Genomic DNA, 22,648 nt, shown 5'->3' on the forward strand with positions numbered 1-22,648 from the left:
AACCGATGCCGACGCCTCGCCAAGGACTGGGAGGCTTCCATCGCCTCGTCAGAAGCATGGCTCATCATCGCATCCATCAGGCGAATGACCCGCCGTATTGCAAAGCTCGAATTATGAGTCGGGCTCTCAGGCACCTCTCATGTATAAGCACAATGGAACGACACCAGGAGTTGCTTGACCTTGCAGATCGTCCTGATGCTTGTATTAAGTGTATGAATTCTGCTGACTTTTATTCCGGCTCATAGTGCGCCGACTTAGCGCTAGGTAGTGGAGGGGGAAAGGGTGATCACTCAGCCAAGCTTTAGCCGTTCGGTAGGAAGTGAACGGAACCAAACTAGGCGAGCAGTTCAACGCGAGATATTGCGTGTCGTTGCGACCATACCGGCGTCTCCGGATATGATCGATCAAATATTTCGTGAAGCACAGCACCAAGTGCTAAAATGGGCTCGAAATCGCGCTGGTGATTTATTGCCCAAAGAAGCTTGGGATGGACGGGCTTTTGAGGCGTTTGCTGTAGGACGAACCGTCATGGCAACCGCAATCGACCAAGAGGGCGTTCGCATCTGGTCTCTGCGCGGTGATGATCCTGACAAGACTGTTGCAGGTAGAATTTGGTCTACAGAGATTAGTCTTGGCTATCAGGGTAGACAAGACGGGATTCGGCTTGGCGTACGATCAATTGTTAATTCTAGCGAAGCTGTTCTTACAATAACCCCTTCTGTTCCCGGGCTAGTATACCAGATTGCTCAAAAGATTGGTTTATCGGATGGGATAATAAAAGCTCATGGCAAATGCTGGTGGGCAAGGACGCTGGACGATGTTGACAAAGTTATTAGATGGATATTTGAAGATGCGCGCCGTCTACCATTGATCGTTGTCACGGAAGATGATCGTAGGCAAGTTCAGGGTCAGCATTTGCAGCTGCTTAATCGATTAGCTAAGTCACTATGTGGATTGGCACATGTTGTTTTTATACCTGCATCCCTCAATTATAGACTATCGGCTGCTGTAGGAGAGAAGTTCAAGGTCTTCCATGGTGGATTACGAGTGTATCAGCCGGGATTCAATATACGCTCGGATGAGCGGGATCATCGCATGTTTTTTGGTGACGACATCGTTGCCGCCCCTCGCCAAATATTGAGCAGTCTAGCTGTTTCTACTGCCCGCGAGAGTCTCAGTCGAACAAGGCTTGGAAATGATGTTCTTAGTTTTGCAAAGGTGCGAGATCTAGCTAGTCGAACTGCTCAAGAAACAGATGCAGCGTCTAGCGCCGGAGAAGGTGAGAAGCTCCGCCTCGCTCAATCTCGGATCGAGACTATGGAGGAGTTGGTTAGTTCGCTGCAAGAGCAGTGTGATCAGGCATTTGAACTTTCAGCCGAGGAAGAAGCGCGAGCATTTAACGCCGAGAGGCAATTAGCGTCTGCTAATGCCCGCTTAGAGCAGTTGGAGTATGCTCTTCAAGCTGCAGGTTCCGAACCGCCAGCAGCTGCACCGACTCCAGAAATTTGGGATGACGTCACAGGATGGGTAGATGCAGCTTTTCCAAGCAAACTGGTATTGAGTTCAGCTGCAAGACGCTCATTGCGCAAACCGGAGTTTCGCGACGTCGCGATGGCGGTGCGCTGCCTTCAGTGGCTCGCCGGCGTTGCGCGGGATAGGTTTATTGATGGTGGAGGAGCACTAGCAAACATAGCTATTGAAAATGGTATAACTAATGCACCCTGCGGTTCAGACGAATACTTATTTGACTACCAGTCAAATCGATATTTAGCAAATTGGCACGTGAAAAATGGTGGAAATACAAGGCAACCTGATCGTTGCTTACGTATATATTATGCCTTTGATCCGGTAACCCGCCAAATCATCATTGCCGATATGCCGGCGCATCGGCGAACTGGTGCTTCGTGAAGCATCTCAATGCTCCTACATGCAAACCGTAGCTCTAGTTCGAGAGATTTTGTATTATAAATCAATGTTGATTTCGACGAATCTTTTGACCCTGGCGCTAGGCGCAGCATGCAACCGCTTGGCGGCCTGGGTGGAGCCGCTGCCGGAGGGGCACGTGATCGATCCGGCCTCGGGGCTGACGGAGCGCGATCTGGCGCTGATCTTGCGGCATCTCCACGCGACCCGACTGTCCGCGTCCCCGGAGGGGTCGCCGGCGGCGCCCGACGCACCGCCACCCGGCCGCGCGTCCGTGCCGGTCACGGCACGGCGCTGATCGCATGTGCAACCGCGCCCGGCTGGCCAGCGAGCCCGAGACGCTGTTCGAACGCTTCGGGGCCGGCTGGGCGGACGGCGTGGTACGGCCGAACCGTGATCCGGTCGAGCTGTTCCCCAAGAGCAAGGCCTTCGTCGTCCGCCAGGCGGGCGGGGCGCGCATGGTCGCCCTGATGTTATCGAGCCAGCGGACCAGATGATGATGTGCGAGCTGGTGTTCCAACGCGCCACGGCGGCACGGCGCAGAATGGATTTGCACAGGCCTCGTGGGCGGATTCCACCATCTGTCCGCGACTGTCATGCGTGTGATCGTTTGTCGTCATCGAGGCGGCGATAGCCTGGCGGTCGCTTTGATGATCCGGTGCGCGATGCGCCGGTTTGAGGGTGCCTTATGCTGATCCTAGCTGCTCTCCTCGCGACACCGGCAGCCGGGCCGCCCAGTCGCTTGGACTTTCAGTTGATGATCACGCCCGCTTGCAGCGCCTTCGCGGACAAGGCGGATCGGGCCTGCCCACTGCGTCAGCTGCGCTATCTTCATCCCAGCGATCTGGACTCGCTCGAGGAAGATTTCCTGCCTACCCTGAACGCGCGCCAGCGTCGCCGCATCGCGCGCTTCGACAGAGGAACGCAGGGATGCCCCTTGGCTGGCCTGTCCTGCCCGGCGCAGCATAGCTTGGCGGCGGTATCGAAAGCCGGGTTGCTGGATGCGTTCGTGGCCTTCGCCTGTCACGCGTCCGTCTGATCGCTGAGGAAGCGGACTGTTGCCTTGCGTCCGGCACATCGCTCCGCATTGTGGCGGTATGATCGGGGTGCGCCAGGTCCCGGTGCGCATTTCATGAGCGAGGAGGACGACCGTGTGCGGTGGAGGGCTTTTCCGCCGGAGCTCGCGGACTTTCATACTTCCGCTGGCAGGCCCAAGTTTCAAGACAAATTCATTCCTTGCAAGTACAACGCCGAACTTCGCTCCTTGACTGATACCGGTTAGCCGTCAAACGCAACCAGCGGGTGCCGGGGCTGGATGGAGAAGTGATTTTCTAATCAATCTGATGCATCACGGCCTGCAAGTCCTGCCAAGAGATGCGTAATCAGATGATATTAGACCTGATCAGCCTGCAAGTGGTCGCCGCGATCGGCGCGCTGTTGTCGGGGTCGATATATCTGCTGCCAAGGGCCGTCAGCAGCGATCGTGGTGGATGGGCCCGATGGTGGGGCTGCGGCAAGCTGGCGGTTGGACTCGGAAACGGTGGCGCGCTGATCTGGGGGTCGGCAACCTCGGTGATCGTTGAGCGACTGTCAAACATCGTGGTGATGGTTGGATATGCAGCGTGCGTTCACGGCGTTGCGGGCTTCGCGAGGCGGCGCGTGCCCCCCGTCGCTGTCGCACTCTTAGTTGTGATGGTGTTCGCGGTCGTCATGCTGCCGATCGTAGAACCGGAAGATGGGCGGTGGGCGATGGCGATCGTCGGCCCAGCGCGAGGAATCGCGCTGGCCATCATCGCGGGCATGGCGCTGGGGGTGGCGAAACGCGAACGGCTCGATACCGGCTGGATCATGGCGGCGCTTTCTGGTTCCGCATCGTTGTTGTTCGTCGGCCGCGCTATCGTGCTCATCGTCTTCGAAACGAGAGACGATTGGCAGGTGCTGCTGGCTTCGAGCGCCGCTTGGATGGCCGCGGTCGCAATCGTTATCCTGACACTCAGCCATTTTCTGCTGCTGCTGATGGACGCCGAGCGCAGCCAGCACTTGCTGCGCAATCAGGCGTGCCATGACAGTCTGACCGGTGCCCTCAATCGCCTCGGGCTGTCGCGTGTCATCGAGGGGATGCGCGGCGAGGTGGCGGTACTGCTGATCGACGTCGATCGCTTCAAGATGCTGAACGACGGGCAGGGACACGCAGCGGGCGATGCGGTGTTGAGGATGCTGTCGAACATCATGCAGCGCGAATTGGACACGATCGGGACCGTGGCACGGATCGGGGGCGACGAGTTCCTGTGCGTCATACCAGGAATGGGGCGGGCCGATGCGGAGGCGCTCGCCAAGCGACTGTCGCATCGCTTCGATCGCGCTGTGCGTGTGCTGATCGAGGCGCGTGATTATCCGACGCTCAGCATTGGCATCAGCGACGGACCCATCGAAAACGGTTTTGAGCGGCTAACTGATGCCGCCGACGAAGCGATGTACGCTATGAAGCACGTTCACCACACTCAGTGTTCGCCCACACCAGACTTGGACTGCACCAAAGCGCAAACAGGTTCTTCGGATGGCGGGGTGCCGCCAGGGTATTTGCAGGCTCAGACAGTCTCATCGCTGACAGGAATTTGACACGCGGCGGACGGTCTGTCCGCCGCGCGCATCAGCGTAGCAGACTCAGCTCGGTGCCCGTGACAGGGTAGCGCGACCGATACTGAAGCCGGCAAGCCAAGCCCGGCAGAGATCCATTCGATCATCACAGAACGGACAGTCCGATCTGCTCTTCCCTGGATCCGTGCCGGCCTGCAGGCCGCACGCGTGCACCAGGGCGATCAAATGCTCCGTCTCGCTGGCATCCATCACTAGATACTAAGCAGCGATCACGAGCTTGCAACATACCGCAGACCTGCCGATCAAACATATACCTGCGATGGCTCTGGCTTTGCCGCAGCGTCCAGCTCTGCCGATCCGCGCCAAGCGGTGGGGTATGGCTGGGGTACCATGAGCTGCATACCGAGCGGTTTAGGAGTGGCGCAGCGCGGCGCGGCGGAGGAAATGTCCGCCGCGCGCTCTGTCAGAAAGCGCCCAAAAGAGGGCGGTGTGCGGCTCCCGCCAAGATCAAGCGTTTACAGTGGTTGGACGACGACGCATCGCTGCGCCTACCATTCCGAAGCCCGCAATCATGAGCGCCCAGGTTGCCGGCTCGGGCACACCACTGGGAGCCGCGATTACAAACCCATTACCGGTATAAGTCATAATCGCAGCATCGACCGGCGTGCGAAAGAAGTTCGACGAATAGTTGATCAACGCAGTCGCTTCTACGCTCGGATAAGTGTAGGCGTAGCCGACGTTTGTCGTGGACCCGACCAACGAGGTAACCTTTGCCGCGTCGACGCCAATAACGCTGCTCGGCGTGTAAGCGGAGAGCAGGATGCCGGCAATGTTGCTGACACCGCTGCCCGAGAACGTCCAGTCGACACCCTCATACGAAGCAAGCGTAAGGTACAATGGCCGACCTCCCTGGTCGTCAATGACGACATTGGCGGCGTGGCTGTGGCTATGGTCTGTCGCAGCCTCATAAACGCCGAGTAGATAGCTGGATTTGCCATCAGCAACCGGCGTCTCGAACCCCGTTACAGGATAATCAGACTCGAAGCTGGTACGAGTGAGCGTCGCGGCGCTTGCCGGCGCGGCGGCAAGGAAGGTCGCGAACGACAGGCTAGTAAGCGCAACCGACTTAAACATTGACAAAGCACCCCCTAGGTCGGCCGCACTCATGAGCGATCCGATCGTTCCTCGGCGCCACAGCGGCTCCGATTGGGTGCTGCTTTAGGCTGGATTACCCTAGCTGTCTCAGTCGAAATCTTTCTGAAGCATGAACGTGTAGCTTCATGGATCATTTCGAGACAGGGTATCCGAGCTGCGGCAGGGCTCGCGCAATCTGGCGCTGAACGGCTGCTCTCCTCACCCTTCCAGGCGCGCGATGACTGCCGGAACGGCGGCATACGCGAACGGCCAAGACTGGCAGGGGCAAGCCTTTCGGGATGACCGCTTCCGCCCGATTGTGTTGAAAAACTCCGCCGAGGATCGAACCTCCCCAACCCCGCGCAGTTTGGTTACGGTTCACAATCTTCCAATGGTCTATAGTTTTACGGTCGGGGTGTACCATCAGGGCTGCGGGAGTTTTTCAACACAATCGCCCACTTCCGGACATTCGGCGTAGATATTAGGATAGCGTGATGGGCGACGATTCCAGCTTACGAATGATCCAAGTTGCCCTGCACTGGGCTTGGGACCCGATCGGCGTGCGGGGTATCGAAGAGGCTGCGGACGAGTACGACATGTATGCGCCTCGGGTGCTAGAAATGCTGAAAGCCGATGCGCCCGTGGAGCAAATCGCCGACTATCTTACGAGCGTTGTTCGAGATCGAATGGAGCTTCCGGTGCGGCCCAACCGCGACAGGGACTTGTCGTCCATGCTGCAACAGATGTTCGTCATCACTCGGTAAGCAGACCGACTGCTTTCCACTCTTGGCGGACATGCCGCTTTCGCCCAATTGCAGCCGCTGGGAGTATGAAATTGAGATGCCGTCTTCGACGTTGTGCCGATCCTAGCGGACCACTATCGTCGACGCCTCGTCGTTCCGAGGTTGTCTGATGCTTACGATTGTTGCCGCAGCGGGAAACGTCATGTTTTATGGATGGTTCGCTTGGTTTTTTGCGGGACGGATCGGAACACCGGCTCAAGCGCGGTTTGCAGGCTGCTTCCTCGCGATCGGCTTTGCAATCGGTAGCTTTGGAGGACATGCGGGCTCAGAAGCAGAAGCTGCTCTCGCACAGCGAGGGGGTGGCTATCTACTTGGCATTTTCGTCTTCACAATGCTGCTCCTCCGCCAGCATGTTCGGATTTTGCGGCGTCAGCCCTGACGGCAGATATCCCCCCAGAGGCGGACATTCCGCTTCCGCCCGATTGCCGACATAGAGCGGCTGTCGCATACATTGGCGATGCCCGGTGGCCCCACCAAGTCCGAACGGATGGAACTTCGCCGTGAACTCGGCAATCGGAAGGTGCCTACGTTCGACGCCATCCCCTTGCATCGAGGACCAGAATGCCTCTGGCCGCACGCTTGCTTCGACTGTCACAAATCATGGAAGCGATCGGAAGGGAACACGGCAAAGTGCCCAGAATGCGGGGGTGATCTTCGCTGGATGGGCCGCGCCTTCAAAGTTCCCAGGAGGGACGACGCTGAGCAATGGGCTAAGGTACGGGCACTCTGGTTCGCTGGCTTCCGCTTCATCAACCACACACGCTGGCGAGATGCGGAGCCTTTCCCAGACCGTCTGCGAGAAGTTGAGGATTTCGTCAGCAGGAACCCGCATCACCCGTTCCGAACCCAAGTTGCCGACGGCAGCTAACCTCCCAAGTCGCGACATTCCCAAGGGTGAAAGCGACCCCTAAAAGCCGTTAGGCTGGAACCGCCCAATTGCGGACTTAGAGCTGGAATGCGAAGCATTGCCTATGGACCGGCTCACGCTTCGATATCGGTATGACGCTAGCTTCTTCGATCCGAAGCTCGACACGGACGACTTTGGTTACCTTTCAATATCAGCGGAGGCAAAAGGCTTTGCTGGTCGGGGTGGCTTTTGGGTCCAGTGGCAGGACATCAAGGAGTTTGCCGAAGCGTTATCCGTCTACCCGATAGCCGATCAAAATCCCGTCGTGGCCCAATGGGGCTACGACATGCAAACCGGCGACGACCTGATGGTGCGCATGGAGATCGCCTCGGCGGACAAGCGCGGCAACCTCACGGCTCGCTTTGAAGTCGCCGATAACGACGATCCACGGAACCGGGTCCGAGGAGCGTTCCTCACGACTTATGCCGATGTAGACGCGTTCAGGTCGAGCATTGCCCGGATGATGAACAACGAGATTGAAGAAGCGGTCCTGATAGGAAGATAACGTCCGCCTTCCACCACGTAACGCCGTTCCGGCCCGTTCAAGCGGCGCAGATCGCCGGAAACCCGACCGGGAGCTACGAGGCGAGGAAGCTGCCGGACGGCAAGCGCCCAGTTGCGGACATGCGGTTAGTCCAAGGTAGGCCGCCACACGACTTCATCAGTGGCTGGTTCATAGCGAGCAATCGTAGAGCCCACCTCGTTTTCAGGCGTCAGCCGCACTTTCTTTGACGTGGCCCGTCCAACGCTCTTCATAAATTCTGCCAGCTGCTTCGCTTCGTCGAGCCCAACGACATCGCGAGGATCTAGGTCAAACTCGATTTCCTCCTCACAGAAGAAGTGGCAGTTCAAGCGCTGTTGACCAAGTTTATAAGATGCACAGACAGAATGAGCACGACTTAGCATGAACACTTCGGTCACTGCTGGAGGCATGCGTGGTTCCCCGTCAATGGTGAATTCCAAGCTGCTCGACTCGGCAGTGAGCACCGCCCAAACGCACACCCAGTCGTCCATCGACGTTCCGCAAATGTAGATGTCGCGGAGAGATCCATCGGCTGTGAAATCCGAAGCGATCTGTGACCAATCCATGAGGGCAATTAACAGCGTGCCATCCGCCGGGGCAAGGTCCGCTTTCCTCCCAATGTCCGACATGGGGTAGCGCTGGGATATATCGAGACGAAACTCGCGCTCATTACGAGAGGGCTTGTCGAGCGCGGCGGACGGTCCGTCCGCCGCGCTTACCAGGTAACATCCACATCGGCGACGAACATGCTTTCCTTTCTCGGGCTTCTCGTTCAGCCTCACTGAAAAGCAGTGTAACACAATCACTTGCTTGCCAGTAGGAGGCTTCAATGGATGTGTTCGCCGCCATATTGACCCGCCGGGCTCCCGCTATTCTCTTCGTGCTCAGCGCCGTGATCTTCGTCGGTGGAGTAATCAGCGCGATATCGATCGCGAGTCTGACAGCGCAGCAGGTTCATGGCCTGGTCGTTGGTGCAGGCGCACAAACCGTCAACGGCGTTGCGAAGAGCCAGTTGTTCGCAGGCATCATGAGCGCGTTGCAGAGCGCCGTCTGGCCTTTCGCCGCGGGAGCCCTAATCCAGTCTGTGCAGAGCCGAGGAGCTTGACCGTCATGATCGTGACGACGGCGCTCCTATTGGTGACGGCACAGCTGGTCCCGGCGGCTCCACAAACGCCTGACGCTGATGAAGTCATTGTCCTGGGGCGCCGCGCGGAGAAAGGGCTGACGGATTGTCTGCAGCGACAATGTCCCCCCGCAGAGGACGTCGAAGCGTCCCTGCAGGCCGCTGTCGAGCAATTCGGCGCAGGCCGCTATGCGGATGCACATCGCACCCTTCAGAAAGCGATACACCGCAACAAGAAACATGCCGCAGAGCTGCCAGGCCCTGTTTCAAGCCTTTACGCCACGCTCGCCACCGTCGCTGAACATGAAGGCTACAAGGACCTTTGGAAACACGCCGGACGGCAGAATGTGGTGCTGCTTCGCGAGCATCTCGGCGCGACAACGCCTGCCACATTGACCGAGGAAATCCGCCGCGCCGACGATATGCTGGGCCTTGGCCTGCCGGACGTGGCGGAAGACATCTACAAAAAGGTGCAGCGGCTGGCACTCGCAAACGATCACCGCTCGATCGCGGCCGCCGCCACCTACCGGCGCGCTTGGCTCGCCCTCATGCGCAATCGCTATGCTGAAGCGGATAAGTTGGTGAGGCAGGGGGCGACGATCGCTGGACCAAGCCAGCCGGCGATGAATCAAGTACGCGATGTCCTCCTTGCCCGTATCGCCAATCGCAGGGGCGACAAGGGCGCGATTGAGGCCCTGGCAACCCGGTTGCGACAATCCGCCACCCAAGCGCCTACCTTGCTGTCAGCACCGCCGGTCGAGGACATCAATCCCCCTCCGGGTATAAGCGATCGCTATGATCGCGATCCCGTTCGGTGGGCGGACATCGGCTATTGGATCCGCCCGGATGGGCATACTGCGGACGTGGAAATGCTGAGAACCACTGGACTGAGCCAGTGGCGCGTTGGCATCGTGCGGCACGTCAGCGCGAGACGTTATGTCCCTCTGGCTCTGGATCCAAACAGCCCCGGCATTTACCGGATCGACCGGTTCACGGTTCGAGCCAATTTCGGTGTGCCGCTCGGCAGCCGCATCCCCTCACGCATGGGGCCACTTACCGTTCACGTCGTCGACCTGACTGAGACGAACGCCATGATCGCGTCGCGAGGAGCTGACTCGGGGAGGTGATCAGATCCCCGTCCGAAGATGATCGACCGGAGCGATGACCGTCCAACTGGGCACGATTTGCAACCGTGTACCCGACTGCTCTGGGGTATTGCAGGGGTACATCGAGCTACATATCCGCCTTTTGACGAAGAGAGAATGACACATCACACGGAGGGGATGTCCGCCGCAGACCACGTCCGCTTTCGCCCAGTTGCAGGCAATCGACGAAGCATTAAGCTGCCGTGTTCAGCCCTGAGGAAACCGCCATGCATAACGCAATCAAAATCGCCGTCGCTCTGACGGCTACGGTCCTTGTCGGCGGAACAGGGTATACGGCGGTGACCAGCTGGCGTCATAGCATGCCAGAGTTCGTCATAGATGTTCGGACAGCTGACGCCGGTGACAAGACGCCGAACCTGCTCTTGATCTACGGCGAGAAGGGCAGTGATCCTTTTCACGAAGGAGGCGGCCGAAGCGATATTCGCGTCGCAGACTGCAAGACGAGAGGATCACTTTGTGTGAGCCGAGTTTCGCGAATGGAATATCTGCCAGGTGTGGAGAGTTCACAGAGCCTGCAGGTTCGTTTGTTCACTGGCAACGGCAATCCTATTATTGGTGGCGTCCGCTGGTTTGGTTCATGGCATCCCGATCGTGTCCGTGTGACATGCGATCTGCGGCTTGCAGATGCTCGAAAAGCTTGCGCCGTATCCAAGGTTACACCCTAAAGCGGTATGCCCGCCTCCCCCCAAAACCCGGACATCAACTCCTAGCAACGCCGGGCTAATCCACTCCCACGCTTATCCTTCCAGGCGCGCATGGGGTACGATGGGGCTATAATCGCCGCTTCTACCACCCGCATAGGAGAGGCAAGGCGATGCTCGGCGGAGGGTGCCTCCTCTACCCCTCCATTCCTGCCCCGTTAGGACCAAATCGGCTGGTCCGATCACACCAACGGCTTATATCGGTTTCAAGCTCATGCAGGTTGAAGGCATTGGCGTGGCCTCGCAGGAGAACGCAATGCCGCCAAAAGCTCCATTCACCATGCTTGGATATGTCCTGTCCGGAGTCCTAGCGGTTCCAATGGCGGCCATCATACTCCAGGCAGATCTGTCCACTGGCATCGCATGCGTCCGGGCAAACGCTCATTGCACCCATGACGGCGCGTCGAAGTGGATGATGTTAATCGCTGCAGTCGCGATCGCAGCGGATATCGCTCTCGTGCTGAACCTTTTGATGGGGAAAGCTCGAGCCTGGCTTAGCGAGCAGCCTGTTGAGTGACAGGTGACAGGAAATTGCTTGGCTGGAATATGGCGGGAACCGAAGGTGGCTACTCTGTTGACCATGTCATGACGCAAGCCAAGTTGGGGTATGATAGGGGTACATTCGCGTTTTTTAGCCTAGGCGTAGAAGGGCAAGTAGCAAGCGCGGCGGAGGGTTTGTCCGCCACGGGCCACGTCCGCTTTCACCCGATTGTGTTGAAAAACTCTCACAGCCCTGATGGTGGGCCATGACCGTGAAGCAATAGACCATTGGACGATTGCCAAACGTAACTAAACTGCAGAAGCCAAGGGGTTTGTGCAACGGAGCTGCGCGTGGTTGGCGAGGTTCGATCCCTGGCGGAGTTTTTCAACACAATCGCCCAATACCGGACGCTCAATTTGCGATACACGGCTTTCGAAAGCGGTTATTCGTTCAGCGCGACAGTCTCGGTCCGGCCACCCCTGATGCAAAAATCAAAAGTTCTGCATTAACGCTGGGATGCAAAGCAGTCAGTCCACCGACGCTGATTTCTGCGGCTCAAAAAACATGGTAGCCATCGGACATGCGAATTATCCATTGTGTTAGCTTACTCGCGTGTTGTGCGACATCGAGCTTAGGACGTGCTCGAGACCCTCAGAAAGCGCTATCTGGTGCAAAATTAGAACAGTGCTTACGGCAAGGCGGGACCGCAACGGCTCAGGGTATGTTCGGTTACGAAATGTGCGTCATTCCCTACCAAGATGCCGGCAAATCATGCAATGGTCACGCAGACTGTCATGGAGCCTGTCTTTACCCGGACAAGCCGCGTCCTAAAAGTTCGAGAACGAAGATCAGGGGTATTTGTGCTCCAAACAATTCTTATTTTGGGTGTAGAACGCTGGTCGAAAAGGGTCGTATCCTGAGTACCGTGTGCGTGGACTAACATAGACAGTGGCCAATTTCCATTGCCCATGATGCAGAATTCACGGATTTCGCATCAGGCCAAGAACGGCAGGAAGCTGGGAGCTTCAGCGATGCAAAAGGCCGATGCATTTGAGATGCCGGTTCATTGTTTAGTTTTCGAGGGCGCGCCTCCAAAGCGGAAGGTCCGCTTTCCTCCCAATACCGGACATTGGAAGCCGCAGCCTTACTTGGGGTATCGATGGGGTACATCCGCTTCATCCAGCCTTGTTGTACGAGGGGAGAAGCAGCGGGCGGCGGAGGATGTGGCCGCGCAGTAGTTTTTGGGATGACAAGAACCTCTTGACCACCATCGTTTTTGTACCTACAAAAACCTCATGGCAATCACCTTCGATCCTGCGAAACGCGCCGTCACCCTTCGGGAACGGAACCTCGATTTTGCGGACGCAGGCAAGGTGTTCGCCGGTGTCACGGTCGAGTTTGAGGATGACCGCTTCGACTATGGTGAGGTGCGGATCGTTTCCATCGGCCTTCTCGGCACCAAGGTCGTGGTGATTGTCTGGACCGATCGTGGCGATGACCAGCACATCATCTCGATGCGCGTGGCAACCAAGGGTGAGGCGAATGACTACTATCGAACCGTGGGTTGATCCGGACGACTTTCCTGAAATCTCCTCCGCGCAATTCGATGCCGCGACGGTGAAGGTCGCTGGCAAGGTGGTGAACCGTGGCGGCCGGCCGAAAGGCTCGGACAAGGAGAAGGTCACGATCAGGCTGGATCGCGACGTGCTGGACCATTTCCGGGCAGGTGGCGCTGGCTGGCAGACGCGGCTGAACGATGCGCTGCGCAAGGCCGCTCCTCTCTAGGTGGGGTATCGCTGGGGTATATCCGCCCCGGCTGGCCCACTCATAGGAGGGGAAATGTCCAGCGCGGCGGACGAGGTCTCCGCCGCGCCCCGACTTCCGGGGTGGAGGATTGGGGCAAGCGGCGAGCACCGCTCCTCCTGAAGGTCACCGACGATCACGGCCGCAGCCGGCTTCCAGCATCGCGATGGTAGCATGCCCGCAGCGGGACGGCGCGTCGTTCGTCGCGCTGGCGACGCGGTGCAATTCCCCCTATGTTCCGTGACGGGGGTGTCATGGAGGAATTGTGGGGGAGCGATCCGCCTTCCACGGTGCGCCGCGGCGCATTGAGGCCCTGGCGTACATCATGGAGCGCATCGAGCGGACCGGCACCAGCCCGAGCTATGGCGAGATCGGGCGGGGGATGCGGCCGCGCATCAAGGGCACGCGCGTCCGGCAGCTGGTGGACCAGCTCGTCGCGCGCGGCTTGATCCAGCGTGATATCGGCGCGCGCCGAGGGATCTACATCCGCGATGCACACCGGTGCCGCGTGGTGATCGCCGATGCGCTCGGCCGGCAAGGCTGGTGTCACGCGCACCCGCTGAGCAATCTTATTGTGCACCCCTGCGCAAATGAGCAGCTGCCGATGATCCCCCTGATCCTGGCACATCGCGGAGGAAATTAGCCGGGATCAGCAATGCGCTACGACACCAAGACGATGCGGGAGCTTGTCGACGCCTCTCCGGGAGAGACCGTGGGCATCGAAAAGGCGGACTTCCGCAAGCTCCTGGAAGCCGTGGAGCGAGGGCAGGGTGCCGAGGATGATCTCGCGGCAATGCGCCGCGTCATTCTCGGCGCCGCGCCGCTGGGGATCGCGGCGTGAGCGAGAAGCCGCACCCGCAGGCGCTCGACTATAACGGCCACTGGTATCTGCGGGATGCCAAGGGTGCGCTGGTGCCCTATTCGGCGATCAAGCCGGTGGATTTGCTGATCGATGAGCTGGTCCGCGAATTGCGCGCGCATGCGCTGGATCTCGCGGACCGCATCCGCGACTTCAAGCAAATGGGCTTCGAGCGCGTCGGCTCGCTAAATGCCCTTCTTGCCCAAGATCATGGGACAAGCGTCGGTGGAGCGCGAGGCAACATCACGCTGACGTCGATCGACGGCTGCGCCAAAGTGCAAATCGCCGTTTCCGATCGCATCACCTTCGGTCCCGAGCTGCAGGTCGCCAAGGGAATGATCGACGAGTGCCTGACCGGCTGGTCGGCGACGAGCCATCCGTACATCCGCGCGCTCGTCGACCAGGTGTTCACGGTCGAAAAGGAAGGGGCGATCAGCCACACCGGCATCTTCCAGCTCCTCCGCGTCAACATCGACGACGAGGCTTGGCAGCGCGCCATGGATGCGATCCGCGCCTCGATCCGTCCGATCGGCTCGAAGACGTACATGCGCTTCCAGGAGCGCAGCTCGCCAGACGACGATTACCGGTCCATCCCACTCAACATCGCCAAGGCGTGACCGGCATGCCCGATGCTGTCACGCGCTGGTGCATCCTGCGCACCTCCGGCGGGCGGACGCTCGCGCTGGCGGACTCGCTGGTGGCGGCCGGGATCGAGGCCTGGACGCCGCGCAGGACGCTGCGCCGGGAGAAGCCCGGCCGCTGTCGCCTGATCGACGGCAGCAAGCCGGTCGTCGAGATCGAGGCGCCGATCCTGCCGACCATCGTCTTCGCGCCGGTCGCGGCGATGGCCGAGCTGGCGACGATCGCCATGGACCAGCGGATCGAGGGTGCCGGCCCGCATCCTGCCTTCTCCCTGTTCCGCGACGGCGATCGATATCCACTGATCGGCGCGAGCGAGCTGTCCGGCCTGCGCCAGGCCGAGCAGGAGGAGGCCGCGCTCCTCCAGGCCATCCGGACCGCCGAGAGCCGTGCCGAGGCCAAGCGCATCCACATCGCTGGCCTTCGCCGCCAGGCGGAGCGGGACCGGGCGGCGCGTCGGGCGGCCCGGGAGCGCCTTCAGGCGCTGCGCGCCGAGCGGCGGGACTTCGCTCCGGGATTGGATGTGGTGGTCGCTGAGGCTCCCTCGCTGGCGGGCTTGGTCGGCACCGTGGTCAAGGGCCTGGGCCGCAAGGCCCTGGTGTCCTTCGGCGGGTCATATGCCTGGGAGATCGAGGCTTGGCGGCTGTCGCCCTTTCATGTAGATGAAGCTGCAGCTCGGAAGAGCACCGCCGCCTGAGCGGCCCTGGGGCTAGACGATCTGGGACTTCGTGTCCTTGCGCTCCCCGCCACCAAACCCACGGCCATGCGTGCCGGCGGGTGTCCTGCGGTTACCCGAAATTCCAGATCGGAGATGGCGATGGCCGCATCCCCGTTGCGACGCCGCGTGCCGTCGCTGCCCCAGCATTTCAGCCCGAGCGATCGCATCCGCATCCATGCCTTTGAGCTGCTGGAGGTGGCGGACATGATGGACAGCCCGGCGCTGTCCATCGACGTGTCCGACCAGCGCATCGACATGGTCGAGCAGATCTCGGCCGATGTCCGTGCGGTCGTGCGCGGCCGGTGCTGACCGGCCGGCTCCCCGTCATCCCTTGCGGCGGCCGGATGGCGCCGCTCCTCGTCGGCATCCAGGTGCGCCAGGCGGTCAGCCCCACGGCGCAGGTCGCTTTCTCGATGCTTGGAGGATCGACACAGGATGATCGGCATCGGCATCAAGGCGCACCTGAAGCCGCTGCACCGGGCGATGATCGCCATGGGCGCCGAGCAGGTGCCTTTTGCCATGTCCCTGGCGCTAAACGAGCTTGCACAGGGGGTGGCGGAGATCGAGGAACAGGGCATCGCCCGGACCTTCGACACGCCGACGCCGTTTACCCGGAAGGCCATCCGGACCGTCCGGGCGACGAAGACCCGGCCGATCGCGACCGTCGCCATCAAGGACATCCAGGCCGAGTACCTCGCGCCCTATGTGCTGGGCGGCAGTCGATCGCTGGGCAAGAAGCGTGGCATGCTGGCGCCGCGCAAGGTGGGCTTGAACCAGTACGGCAACCTGCCGAAGAGCAAGCTCGCGTCGCTAAAAGCTAAGCCTACGACCTATATCGGCCCAATCAAGACCAAGTCGGGTCGCGTGATCAGCGGCGTGTGGCAGCGGCCGGCGAAAGGCAAGAGATCCCAGTCCGGCCGGACCAGCGGTGCGCAGCCCAAACGAAAGCTGCAGCTCCTGATCCAATTCGAGGACACGACGCCGGTGCCCAAGCGGCTGCCCTTCGAGCAACTCGCGCGCACCTACATCCAGCGCCATGCCGGCCCAGCCTTCGACGCCGCGATCCGCCGGGCGCTGGCCACAGCGCGGCGGTGATAGCCTGCTTGCCCGGCACCCCCCGGCCTTCGCGGGTCCTTCCTGGCCCCTCCTGAAACGTGGGTAATTGCGCACCCCGATGATCCGGCAGCTGTCAAATCTGAAATGTGGTTGCGGGGGGCAACCGGTTGCGGGGGAGGCATGAGATGACGCTGATGTCGCTCACCGCTTTCGCTGCGACGCACGGCACGTCGCGCCAAGCGGCGAGCAAGTGGAAAGCCAAAGGTTTCCTGAAGTTGCGCGGCGATCAGGTCGATGTGGAAGCGTCCGACCAGCGTCTCCGCGACGCAGGCCTTGGGCGCTTCAAGGCCGAGGCGGCGGGGGCGCAACCGCCCCCCGCAACCGCCCCCCGCAACCGGCGCGCGGTTGCGGGGGCAACCGGCCGCGCGGTTGCGGCCGTCGTCGACGAGGTGGTGGCCGATCTCCGCGATGCGGCCGAGGAAGGCGAGATCGACGAGGGCATCGCCGGTGACTTCATCCAGCAGCTCCTCGCCGGGCAATTCCAGTCGAAGGCCAATGCCGGCACCATCAAGGAGAACGCGCTCGCGCTGAAGCACTGGCTGGGCGCGCAGCGGGAGGCCGAGCAGCTGGTGGAGGTGGAAGTGGCGGTGGCGGTGATCTTCGACGATCGCCGGGCGGCGCGGGATGCCTGGATGGCGTTCCCCGCACGCTTCGCACCGCTCCTGGCGGCGGATCTCGATATCGACGGCGCCACGCTGGCGGAGGCGCTGAAGCCCTATGTCCACCAGCAGCTCGACGAGCTTGGCGAACCCGACCTCGACTTCTCCGGCGTGGACGAAGGCTGACCGGTTGCGGCTGGCGGCGCGCCGGGGGTGGACACCGCCCCCGCGCATCAGCCTGCCGGAATGGGCCGACCGCAAGCGGGTGCTGGCAAAGGAGGCCGGCAGCACCTCGGGCAAGTACCGCACGGGGCGCGTCGAGGTGGCGCGCGGTCCCATGCTCGCCGTCACCGAGCCGGGCGTCCGCAAGCTGTCGGCAATGGTCGCGACGCAGCTCCTGAAGACCACGCTGATCGAGAATGTCGTCGGCTATCACGCGGATCTCGATCCGTGCCCGATGCTGATCGTCCAGCCCAAGGACGCAGCCGCGCTGCAATTCTCGAAGGAGCGCGTCGCCCCCTTCATCAAGGCGACGCCCGTCCTTCGGAAACTGTTCGGGTCGGTGAAGAAACCCCGCGCGGGCAAGCGGCAGCGCGGACAGTCCAAGTCTCGCGATGCCGGTAACACGCTCGACTACAAGACCTTCCCCGGCGGCTTCCTCGGCATCGTCGGCGCGGGCAGCCCGGACAATCTGGCCCGCCGGCCGATCCGCATCATCCTGTTCGACGAGGTCGACAAGTATCTGCCCCTCAAAGAGGGCTGCCCGCTGTTCATCGGCGAGGAACGCCTCGCCAGCTTCGAATCGAACTCGCTCAGCGTCGCGGTCTGCTCGCCGACGATCAAGGGCGCGAGCAAGATCGAGGTCCGCTTCCAGCAGTCGGACCAGCGCCTGGCGTCGGTGGCCTGTCCGCATTGCGGCCACCGCCAGTTCCTCGACTTCTTCAAACACGTCCATTGGGACAAGGGCAGCGACGGCAAGACCCACAAGCCGGAGACGGCGCAGATCTATTGTGAGTGCTGCGGCAAGGGCTGGACCGAGGGCCAGCGGCTGCGCGCGCTCGGGACAATCCGCTGGCACCAGACCCGGCGCTTCGAATGCTGCGCCGTCCTGCAGAACCCGCTCGACCGCTATGCCGCCCAATGGGCCAGGCAGCCTGGTCCAGCCGCGGTCGATGCCGTGTGGGACTGGTGGGCGTCCAGCCGCTGGGGCGTCTACCGGGCCAAGTGCAGCGAGTGCGGCGCCTGGGCGGTGCCGAACATCCATGCCGGCTTCCAGGCGTCGAAGCTCTACAGCCCGTGGCAGAACGATTCCCCGCCCCGCATCGCCGAGAAATGGCTCGCCATCGTCGACGAGGACGGCAAGCTCTCCTTCTACAACACCCAGCTCGCGGTCACCTATCGCAAGCACATGGCCAAGGCGGTCGACGGCCATGCGCTGCTCGCCCGCCGCGAGAATTGGCCTGACGGCTATGTGCCGGACGGCGTGGCGCTCATCACCGCCGGCATCGACACGCAGGATTACCGGATCGAGATCGAGATCGTCGGCTGGGGGCGCGACGAGGAGAGCTGGTCGATCGCGCACCACGTCATCGATGGCGAGATGAGCGATCCGGCGGTGCGCGAACAACTCGCCGCCTATCTGTCGCAGACCTGGTACCGGGCGGACGAGCGGCCCTTCACCCTGTCGGCGGCCTGCCAAGACTCGGGCGGCCACCACACCGACCATGTCTATAATTTCTCGAAGGAAAACCTTCGTCGCAAATGGTGGGCAATCAAGGGCGAGAGCGCACGCACCGGTTTCCGCAATCCCGTCTGGCCCAGCAAGCGTCCGTCGTCGCGGTCGAAGAAGAGCTTCCGGCCGTTCATCATCGGCGTCAACGCCGCCAAGGACACGATCCTCAAGAGCTACCTGCCCAAGCAGAAGCCCGGCGCCGGCTATATGCACTTCAATGGCGACTGGGACTTGCCTGCCTTCGAACAGCTCACCGCCGAGCAGATCGAGATCAAGGGCGAAGGCTCGCAGAAGGTCGAGCGCTGGGTGCCGATCGCCGGCCGCGCCAATGAGCGGCTCGACTGCCGGGTCTACGCGCTGGCGGCCCTTCGGGGCCTGATGCACACCGGACTGAAGCTCAACCGGCTCGCCGACAAGGTGGGCGCGGAGATCACGCCCGCCCCGATCGAGGACGACGCACTACAGGCGGCCGCGGACGAGCCGCGCATTCTGCCACCCGACGAACCGCCCGACGATCCCCCGTCGGCCGCTCCGCCGCCCGCCACCCTGCCAGTCGCCGCGCCGCGACCGGCCCCCACCAAACCGGCCCGGTCACCCCCGGCCGCCACGAGCCGCACCCGGACGAGCCGCGCTTCGTCCTGGGCCAGCCGCCTCGCCTGAGGAGACGCCATGCGCTTAAACCGCAACGCCGGCCTGCTGGCTGGCATGGATGACGCCGTGCTGCGCGCCCGGCTCGCTCAGATGCAGCAGGACTATCTGGACCTGTCATCCGGTCGGAAGCTCCAGAGCGCCGCCTATGCGCAGGGCGACGGCAGCAAGACCGCCTCCTACACCCAGGCGACGATCGCCGACCTGGCGATGGCGATCCGCCAGGTGCAGGCGCAGCTCGGCATCATCGACACGCCCCGGCGTGCCCTGCGGCTGCGCTTCTGATGGCGCAGGCCCCGGTCATCCTCGACAGCGGCGGCCGACCGATCGCGTCGTCGCAGATCGCCCGCATCCGCGAGGGAGGCCGGGGCGGCGGCCGGATGCGCGGCGCGCTCGGCGGCTCGATGCCAAACCGGTTCTCCTATGACGCGGCGGACTGGGAATCGGCGGAGCTGGGATCGTGGAACCCCCAGGTCCGCTCGCCCGACAGCGACATCATCATCCACCGCGACCGGATCGCGGCGCGGGCACGGGATCTGCGCCGCAACGACCCTTGGGCGTCGGGTGCGATCAGCCGTATTCTCGATTCGACGATCGGTGCGTCCTACCGGCTGGTGTCCAAGCCCGACTATCGGGCGCTGTCGCTCTATTCCAAGGCTTATGACGCGGTCTGGGCACAGGATTATCGCCAGGTGGTGGAGGCGCTGTGGCGCACCTATTCCGAAGATCTCGGCCACTATAACGACCTCACCCGCCAGCGGACCGTATCGCAGCAATGGCGGATCGCGCTCGGCCACAAGCTGGTCGACGGCGAGTCAGTGATCGTCGGACACTGGCGCGAGGATCGGATCGGGCGCGGCGCGGCGCGCTATGCCACCACCTTCCAGGGCGTGCATCCCGATCGGCTGTCGAACCCGTACCAGGGCGCGGACACCCGCTATTTGCGGGGCGGCGTCGAGCTGGACGATGACGAGGTGCATATCGCCTATCACCTCCGGCGCGCGCACCAGTCCGATCCGTACAATGCCAGCGAGAGCATGATCTGGGACCGGGTCGAGCGCGAGGACCCGGACGGCTGGCGGCGGGTCTATCACGACTTCGACGCGGATGCGTTCGGGCAGAATCGCGGCGTGTCGATCTTCGCGCCGATCATCCCCAAGCTCAAGATGCTGGCGCGGCTCTACGGCGTGAAGCTCCAGGCGGAGAACATCGCGGCCGCCTTCGGTCTCTATGTCGAATCGCCCTTCGACCTGGAGATGATCCGCAACGCGCTCGACGATGACGAAGAAGAGGGCATCGGCTTCTACCAGGATCTGCGCGCCAACTTCCGTCGCGACAATGATGTCGGCGTCACCGGTGCGAAGCTGGCGATGCTGGCGCCGGGCGAGAAGATCCAGTCGGTCGCGCCGGGCGGTGGGCAGCAGGACATCACGCCCTTCGCCCACGAAATGCTGCGCGCCGTGTCCGCCTGCCTCGGCACCTCGGCCGAGGAGGTCCACAACGACTATTCGGACGCATCCTGGGCCAGCGCCCGCGCGGGCATCGTCCAATCCGAGAAGACCTATAATCGTCGGTGCGACGAATTCGACCTCAACACCGCGACACCGTGTTTCGCAACCTGGCTGGAAGAGCCGTTCGAACGCGGCGAGGTGCCGCTCCCCCGCAACGCCGTCCCGTTCATCGAGATGCGTAGCGCCTATGCGCGCGGGCGCTGGCTCGGCGTCGCGCGTGGCTGGGTCGATCCGGTCGCCGAGCGTCAGGGCGTCGTCCTCGGCCTCGATGCCGCTCTGTCCACCATGGAGGACGAGTGCGCCAAGCAGGGCACCGACTGGGAAGAGAATCTCGAACAGCGCGCGCTGGAATGCCGGCGGATGGAAGAGCTGGGCCTGCCCCGGCCGCAATGGTTCGGCATCGACTATTCGCAGATGCCCGGCGCGCAACAGCAGCAGGAGCAAGCATGATGTTCATCACCGTGTCCCGCCATGGCGGCGGCCGACCGTTGCGCCTGGCGCTCGGCGCGATCGCCTGGCTGGACGAGGCCGATGCCGGCGCGGTCATCCGTCTGACCAGCGGCGACGGCCTGCACGTCGCCGAGACGGTCGCCGAGATCGAGGCGGCGATCGCGCCGCTGACGATGCGCGCATTGCCCGTCGACGTCACCGAGGAGCAGTCGGAAGAACTGCGCCAGATCTCCGGTGATGCCGCCACCAGCCCAGCGGCTCCGGCGACCACCTCGGGCAACCGTCGCCAGCGCGGCCGGAGCTGATGCGCTTCCCGCGCCATCTGGCGACCACGCTGTTCAACACACCGCTGGCCATGCAGCAGGATGGCACGGCGCTGGCGCTCCAGCTCCTGGAACAGTCGGTGCTGCGCGGCGATGGCGGCGCAGGGATCGACATTGATGCCGGCGACCCGTGGTCGACGCAGCGCGCGCCGGTCGACGACCGCGCGCCCTATGAGATCATCTGCGGCGTCGCGGTCATCCCGGTTCAGGGCGTGCTGATCCAACGCCTCGGCTGGCTCTGGCATATCGGACAGTATTTCGGCGTCTCCGGCTACGACAAGATCCGCTTCCAGCTGCTTCACGCGCTGTCGAACCCCAATGTCGACGCGATCGTCTTCGACATCGACAGCCCGGGCGGCGACGTCGCCGGCTGTTTCGACCTGGTCGACACCATTTTCGGCGCGCGCGGGATCAAGCCCATCGCCGCGATTCTCGGCGAGTGCGCCTATTCCGCCGCCTATGCGGTCGCCTCCGCGGTCGATCCCGGCCGGCTCTGGGTGCCGCGCACCGGCGGCACCGGGTCGGTCGGTGTCATCTACATCCATCTGAGCGTCGCCGACTGGCTGGCCAAGACCGGCATCGCGCCGACCCTGGTCACCAAGGGCGCGCTGAAGGGCGAGGGCAGCGACCTGATCGCACTCAGCGACGAGGCGCGCGCCCGCATCCAGCGCGACGTCGACAAGGCCGGCCTGCTCTTCGACCAGACGGTGGCGCGCAACCGCGGCCTGTCGGTGCGGGACGTCGCCGGCACCGAGGCCGGGGTGTTCACCGGCGCGGATGGTGTCGACATCGGCTTTGCCGACGCGGTCGCCGCGCCGGATGCCGCCTTCCGGGCGCTGCTCGCGCAGCTTTGATCCCCGGCCGGCCCGGACCGGCCCCGTCGGGCGATCG

At 62.1% G+C, this 22,648-nt stretch carries 28 protein-coding genes and 1 pseudogene; 26 read left to right on the forward strand and 3 right to left on the reverse strand.

Annotated elements, in window-relative coordinates; all coding sequences use genetic code 11:
* From BRX43_RS15830 to BRX43_RS15855, 6 genes and pseudogenes are all read left to right on the forward strand, one after another.
* Positions 1-117, forward strand: a pseudogene (locus BRX43_RS15830) (IS5/IS1182 family transposase); the annotation flags it as partial.
* A 279-nt stretch (positions 118-396) separates the two neighbouring features.
* Positions 397-1,908, forward strand: coding sequence for a hypothetical protein (locus BRX43_RS15835; RefSeq protein WP_125996067.1), 1,512 nt, complete (start codon positions 397-399; stop codon positions 1,906-1,908).
* Positions 1,909-2,062: 154 nt separating this feature from the next.
* Complete coding sequence (locus tag BRX43_RS20575) at positions 2,063-2,221, forward strand: hypothetical protein (RefSeq protein ID WP_206433246.1); 159 nt, start codon at positions 2,063-2,065, stop codon at positions 2,219-2,221.
* A gap of 4 nt (positions 2,222-2,225) precedes the next feature.
* Positions 2,226-2,420 carry a hypothetical protein gene (locus BRX43_RS15845; protein ID WP_125996069.1) on the forward strand — a complete coding sequence of 65 codons (195 nt, stop codon included), beginning with the start codon at positions 2,226-2,228 and terminating at the stop codon, positions 2,418-2,420.
* Between the two features lie 260 nt (positions 2,421-2,680).
* A complete protein-coding gene (locus tag BRX43_RS15850) occupies positions 2,681-2,962 on the forward strand; it encodes a hypothetical protein (RefSeq protein ID WP_125996070.1) in 282 nt (93 codons plus the stop codon).
* A 335-nt stretch (positions 2,963-3,297) separates the two neighbouring features.
* Complete coding sequence (locus BRX43_RS15855) at positions 3,298-4,542, forward strand: GGDEF domain-containing protein (RefSeq protein ID WP_125996071.1); 1,245 nt, start codon at positions 3,298-3,300, stop codon at positions 4,540-4,542.
* A gap of 486 nt (positions 4,543-5,028) precedes the next feature.
* On the opposite strand, the gene BRX43_RS20980 is transcribed toward BRX43_RS15855, so the two are convergent.
* Positions 5,029-5,688: a PEPxxWA-CTERM sorting domain-containing protein gene (locus tag BRX43_RS20980; protein ID WP_241215005.1), complete on the reverse strand. Its 660-nt coding sequence runs from the start codon at positions 5,686-5,688 to the stop codon at positions 5,029-5,031.
* Between the two features lie 461 nt (positions 5,689-6,149).
* Here BRX43_RS20980 and BRX43_RS15865 point away from each other — a divergent pair, with 461 nt between their 5' ends.
* Positions 6,150-6,419: a hypothetical protein gene (locus BRX43_RS15865; protein ID WP_125996072.1), complete on the forward strand. Its 270-nt coding sequence runs from the start codon at positions 6,150-6,152 to the stop codon at positions 6,417-6,419.
* A 346-nt stretch (positions 6,420-6,765) separates the two neighbouring features.
* Here the strand turns inward: BRX43_RS15865 and BRX43_RS20580 are convergent, their stop codons facing one another.
* Positions 6,766-6,906 (reverse strand): hypothetical protein, encoded by a 141-nt coding sequence (locus BRX43_RS20580; protein WP_206433247.1) that lies wholly within the window; start codon positions 6,904-6,906, stop codon positions 6,766-6,768.
* A gap of 523 nt (positions 6,907-7,429) precedes the next feature.
* Here BRX43_RS20580 and BRX43_RS15870 point away from each other — a divergent pair.
* Positions 7,430-7,870, forward strand: coding sequence for a hypothetical protein (locus BRX43_RS15870; RefSeq protein WP_125996073.1), 441 nt, complete (start codon positions 7,430-7,432; stop codon positions 7,868-7,870).
* A 125-nt stretch (positions 7,871-7,995) separates the two neighbouring features.
* On the opposite strand, the gene BRX43_RS15875 is transcribed toward BRX43_RS15870, so the two are convergent.
* Positions 7,996-8,517, reverse strand: coding sequence for a hypothetical protein (locus BRX43_RS15875; RefSeq protein WP_241215006.1), 522 nt, complete (start codon positions 8,515-8,517; stop codon positions 7,996-7,998).
* Between the two features lie 200 nt (positions 8,518-8,717).
* Between BRX43_RS15875 and BRX43_RS15880 the strand changes: the two genes are divergently transcribed.
* From BRX43_RS15880 to BRX43_RS15965, 18 genes are all read left to right on the forward strand, one after another.
* On the forward strand, positions 8,718-8,993 hold the full coding sequence (locus BRX43_RS15880; RefSeq protein WP_125996074.1) for a hypothetical protein: 276 nt from the start codon (positions 8,718-8,720) through the stop codon (positions 8,991-8,993).
* Positions 8,994-8,998: 5 nt separating this feature from the next.
* Positions 8,999-10,138: a hypothetical protein gene (locus tag BRX43_RS15885; RefSeq protein ID WP_125996075.1), complete on the forward strand. Its 1,140-nt coding sequence runs from the start codon at positions 8,999-9,001 to the stop codon at positions 10,136-10,138.
* Between the two features lie 245 nt (positions 10,139-10,383).
* A complete protein-coding gene (locus BRX43_RS15890) occupies positions 10,384-10,842 on the forward strand; it encodes a hypothetical protein (RefSeq protein WP_125996076.1) in 459 nt (152 codons plus the stop codon).
* A gap of 250 nt (positions 10,843-11,092) precedes the next feature.
* Positions 11,093-11,395, forward strand: coding sequence for a hypothetical protein (locus BRX43_RS15895; RefSeq protein WP_125996077.1), 303 nt, complete (start codon positions 11,093-11,095; stop codon positions 11,393-11,395).
* Between the two features lie 1,259 nt (positions 11,396-12,654).
* Positions 12,655-12,927 carry a BrnT family toxin gene (locus tag BRX43_RS15900; RefSeq protein ID WP_125996078.1) on the forward strand — a complete coding sequence of 91 codons (273 nt, stop codon included), beginning with the start codon at positions 12,655-12,657 and terminating at the stop codon, positions 12,925-12,927.
* Positions 12,902-13,144, forward strand: coding sequence for a BrnA antitoxin family protein (locus tag BRX43_RS15905; protein ID WP_125996079.1), 243 nt, complete (start codon positions 12,902-12,904; stop codon positions 13,142-13,144). The genes BRX43_RS15900 and BRX43_RS15905 overlap by 26 nt, the downstream gene beginning before the upstream one ends.
* Before the next feature lie 343 nt (positions 13,145-13,487).
* Positions 13,488-13,805, forward strand: a complete 318-nt coding sequence (locus tag BRX43_RS15910) for a hypothetical protein (RefSeq protein ID WP_125996080.1) — start codon at positions 13,488-13,490, stop codon at positions 13,803-13,805.
* A 12-nt stretch (positions 13,806-13,817) separates the two neighbouring features.
* Complete coding sequence (locus tag BRX43_RS15915; protein WP_125996081.1) at positions 13,818-14,003, forward strand: hypothetical protein; 186 nt, start codon at positions 13,818-13,820, stop codon at positions 14,001-14,003.
* Positions 14,000-14,638, forward strand: coding sequence for a DUF3164 family protein (locus BRX43_RS15920; RefSeq protein WP_125996082.1), 639 nt, complete (start codon positions 14,000-14,002; stop codon positions 14,636-14,638). The genes BRX43_RS15915 and BRX43_RS15920 overlap by 4 nt, the downstream gene beginning before the upstream one ends.
* Before the next feature lie 5 nt (positions 14,639-14,643).
* On the forward strand, positions 14,644-15,357 hold the full coding sequence (locus BRX43_RS15925) for a hypothetical protein (RefSeq protein WP_125996083.1): 714 nt from the start codon (positions 14,644-14,646) through the stop codon (positions 15,355-15,357).
* A 120-nt stretch (positions 15,358-15,477) separates the two neighbouring features.
* On the forward strand, positions 15,478-15,687 hold the full coding sequence (locus BRX43_RS15930; protein ID WP_125996084.1) for a hypothetical protein: 210 nt from the start codon (positions 15,478-15,480) through the stop codon (positions 15,685-15,687).
* Positions 15,688-15,813: 126 nt separating this feature from the next.
* Positions 15,814-16,473, forward strand: coding sequence for a hypothetical protein (locus BRX43_RS15935; RefSeq protein WP_125996085.1), 660 nt, complete (start codon positions 15,814-15,816; stop codon positions 16,471-16,473).
* Between the two features lie 146 nt (positions 16,474-16,619).
* Positions 16,620-17,279 carry a hypothetical protein gene (locus tag BRX43_RS15940; protein WP_125996086.1) on the forward strand — a complete coding sequence of 220 codons (660 nt, stop codon included), beginning with the start codon at positions 16,620-16,622 and terminating at the stop codon, positions 17,277-17,279.
* Positions 17,212-19,485 (forward strand): terminase gpA endonuclease subunit, encoded by a 2,274-nt coding sequence (locus BRX43_RS15945; RefSeq protein WP_206433248.1) that lies wholly within the window; start codon positions 17,212-17,214, stop codon positions 19,483-19,485. The genes BRX43_RS15940 and BRX43_RS15945 overlap by 68 nt, the downstream gene beginning before the upstream one ends.
* A 9-nt stretch (positions 19,486-19,494) precedes the next feature.
* Positions 19,495-19,758: a gpW family head-tail joining protein gene (locus BRX43_RS15950; protein ID WP_125996087.1), complete on the forward strand. Its 264-nt coding sequence runs from the start codon at positions 19,495-19,497 to the stop codon at positions 19,756-19,758.
* On the forward strand, positions 19,758-21,434 hold the full coding sequence (locus BRX43_RS15955) for a phage portal protein (protein ID WP_125996088.1): 1,677 nt from the start codon (positions 19,758-19,760) through the stop codon (positions 21,432-21,434). Before BRX43_RS15950 ends, BRX43_RS15955 begins: the two co-directional genes overlap by 1 nt.
* On the forward strand, positions 21,431-21,739 hold the full coding sequence (locus BRX43_RS15960; protein WP_125996089.1) for a hypothetical protein: 309 nt from the start codon (positions 21,431-21,433) through the stop codon (positions 21,737-21,739). The genes BRX43_RS15955 and BRX43_RS15960 overlap by 4 nt, the downstream gene beginning before the upstream one ends.
* Positions 21,739-22,611, forward strand: coding sequence for a S49 family peptidase (locus BRX43_RS15965; protein ID WP_125996090.1), 873 nt, complete (start codon positions 21,739-21,741; stop codon positions 22,609-22,611). Before BRX43_RS15960 ends, BRX43_RS15965 begins: the two co-directional genes overlap by 1 nt.
* The last annotated feature ends 37 nt before the right edge of the window (positions 22,612-22,648 follow it).

The sequence above is a fragment of the Sphingomonas sp. S-NIH.Pt15_0812 genome, assembly GCF_003951315.1.
Lineage (GTDB): Bacteria > Pseudomonadota > Alphaproteobacteria > Sphingomonadales > Sphingomonadaceae > Sphingomonas.